This is a genomic window from Actinoplanes sp. NPDC051633, assembly GCF_040681735.1.
In the GTDB taxonomy this organism is placed as follows: domain Bacteria; phylum Actinomycetota; class Actinomycetes; order Mycobacteriales; family Micromonosporaceae; genus Actinoplanes.
Window position 1 is genome coordinate 1 of record NZ_JBFAZH010001092.1, and the last position, 2,589, is coordinate 2,589.

The following is a 2,589-nucleotide window of genomic DNA, read 5'->3' on the forward strand; positions in this document are numbered from 1 at the left end:
GGCTGGAGTGCCGGCACGCCCGACGGGCAGCCGCAGGCTCCGCGCCCGACGGTGCCGCCGGCCGACGTGCCGCATTCCTTCTTCCCCCAGGCGGACGACCGCCCGCCATGGAGCGAAGACACCCCGGTGCGCGGCACCCCACGGATCATGCCCGGGACCGGAGAGTTCCCGGTGCGAAGGCCCGCGCCGCAGCCGGTCGAGCGCCGCACGAACGCCGCGCCGCAGCCGATCCAGGGCCGCACGGACGTCGCGCCGCAGCCGATCCAGCCTCGCGTCGAGCCGACTCCGGTGCCGCGCCCGATCACGGAGAAGCAGCTCCGGATCCCGGGCTACGCACCCTCGCAGCCTGCGCCGGACGAACGGCCCCAGGCCGGCCGGACCGGCGAGCAGCCGATCGTGGGACCGCCGAGCGAGCGGCCCGCGCCCCCGGTCCCGGTCACCGCGCCGATCGGCCGTCTGGTGATCGCCGGGCCGGACACGGAGCCGAGGCGCTACGTCGACGAGAACGTGCAGGTGGACTGGTTCGGGCCGAAGGGAACGTCTCCCGACGAGAAGGGCTCCACGGGAGAAACCACGACTGCACCGGACAACCCTTCTGATGCCGACAAGACCGGCTCCACCGTTGATAACGGTCCCCGGCATTCCTCTGACGGCGTCGTCATCGACATGGACATCAGCGGCCTCTTCGACGGCCGGGGCGTGACCGCGGAGCAGGCCCTGATCGTCGAGGGGCAGAAGCACGCGGCTGGCAGTCAGCCGGCAGAGACGCAAACAGAGGCAGCGGCCGAAGAGCCGACGAGCCCAGCGCCGGACGCCGGAGACGCGCAGCAGGAACTGGTCGCGGGCGGGGTGCCGATCCTCGCGGCGCAGCCCGACCTGGCTGCGGCCGTACCCGGGAAAGAGCCTTTGTCGGCGGCCGACTTCGACGCCATCCGCTGGCGGCTGGACGGCGGCACCCTGCGTGAGGTCGTCGACGATCGCGCCGCGCTGCGCGCCCTCGGCGACCGGCTCGACGGGCCGCTCGCGGACGAGCAGGACGACATCACCAAGGCCAACCTGCTCAGCGTGCGGGCGGAGGTGTACCGGCTGCTGGGCGAGCTGGGCATGGCAGCCGCGGCGAGCCGGCTGGCGCTAGCCCACGCCATGCAGTCCGGCGAGCCGCGGGCGGTCGTGATCGCGCAGGCCGAGCTGGCGCACGTGCTGCGGTTGCGCGGGGACTTCGGGGAGGCGGACCGGCTCTTCGAGGAGGCGGCGAGCTCGGAGACCCCGGAACCGCTGCGCAGCGTGGTGCACGAGAACGCCGGGCGCAGCTGTTTCGATCAGGGGCGGCACATGGAGGCGCTGGACCACTTCGCGCGGGCCGTGCGCCTCGGGCCGGAGGATGACATGGATCTGGTGGAGCGGATCGGCGTCAGCCTGGAGGCCGTCTACATCCACGTGCTGCGCGACGGCTGGGGTCCCTACCCGCGGATGCGGCGGGAGATCATCGAACCGGAGCCGACTCCCGAACAGGCGGACTGACGGCACGGGTGCCCGCCAGCGCTACCCGGCCACGTCCCCCGGTCTTCGCCGCGTAGAGCGCCTTGTCGGAGGCGCGAACCAGGTCGTCGACGGTCTTCGCGTGCGCCGGCATGATCGCGACGCCGATGCTCAGCTGGGGCGGGCCGGACGGCAGGGTGGTGTCCGCGGCGACGATCGCGCGCAGTTGCTCGACGGTGCGCAGGGCGGATCCCTGATCGGCACGCAGCAGCAGCACGAACTCGTCCCCGCCCAGCCGCGCCGGCACGTCGTCCTGGTTGGCGACCTTGCGCATGGCGCCGGCCACCACCTGCAGGGCGTCGTCGCCGGCCGCGTGCCCGTACGTGTCGTTGATGCCCTTGAAGTGATCGAGGTCCAGGGTGACCACGGTGATCGGGCGGCCGGTGCTCGCCGCCCACTCCTCGGCCTGCTGCAGCGCCTCGTCGAACGCGCGCCGGTTGGCCAGCCCGGTCAGCGAGTCCGCCAGCGCCTGACCCTCGAGCCGGCGGCGGAGGTTGTCGGCGCGGTCCCGCAGGGCGACCACGACCACCGCGACCATGATCAACGCGATCGACATGGAGATCCAGTCGGAGAACGCGTTTCTCGCCGCCAGCGCCACGAACACCAGCCCCTCGCCGACCATCACGGCCGCGATGTTCAGCCAGATGACGCTGCGGCTGAGGAAGTTCGCGGCGTACAGGACGGGCCAGAGGTAGAAGAGTTGCGAACCGGTGCTGGCGTCCTTGGTCATCAGGTTGAGGCCGGTGATGACGGAGGTGGCGAACAGCGGCGCCCCCCACCAGAAGTAGTCGGAGAAGATGTCGGGGTGCGACCAGGCGAGCCAGCCGCCGACGCCGAAGGTCACCGACACGACCAGGATGGCGACCAGGATCGCCGTGGGCTGGTTTTCGGGCAGCACGACACCGGTGAGCAGCACGAACGGTGACGCCGCGAACTGCAGGTAGGCGACCGCTCGCGACGCGCCGTGGCGGTCGCGGATGTCGAGCGCCATGAGCGTCGCCTCCTCGTGGGTGTCCTCTGCACAATCGGCGGTGGTCGCGCCCGGATGAG

General features: G+C 72.0%; 1 protein-coding gene and 1 pseudogene. One reads left to right on the top strand and one right to left on the bottom strand.

Features of this window, described 5'->3' with window-relative positions; genetic code table 11:
- A pseudogene (locus AB0M20_RS37350) lies at nucleotides 1-1,521 on the top strand (hypothetical protein); the annotation flags it as partial.
- Here the strand turns inward: AB0M20_RS37350 and AB0M20_RS37355 are convergent.
- Nucleotides 1,484-2,589: GGDEF domain-containing protein (locus AB0M20_RS37355; protein WP_364305503.1), on the bottom strand; the 1,106-nt coding region annotated here is incomplete at its 5' end. The pseudogene AB0M20_RS37350 and the gene AB0M20_RS37355 sit on opposite strands and share 38 nt — an antisense overlap.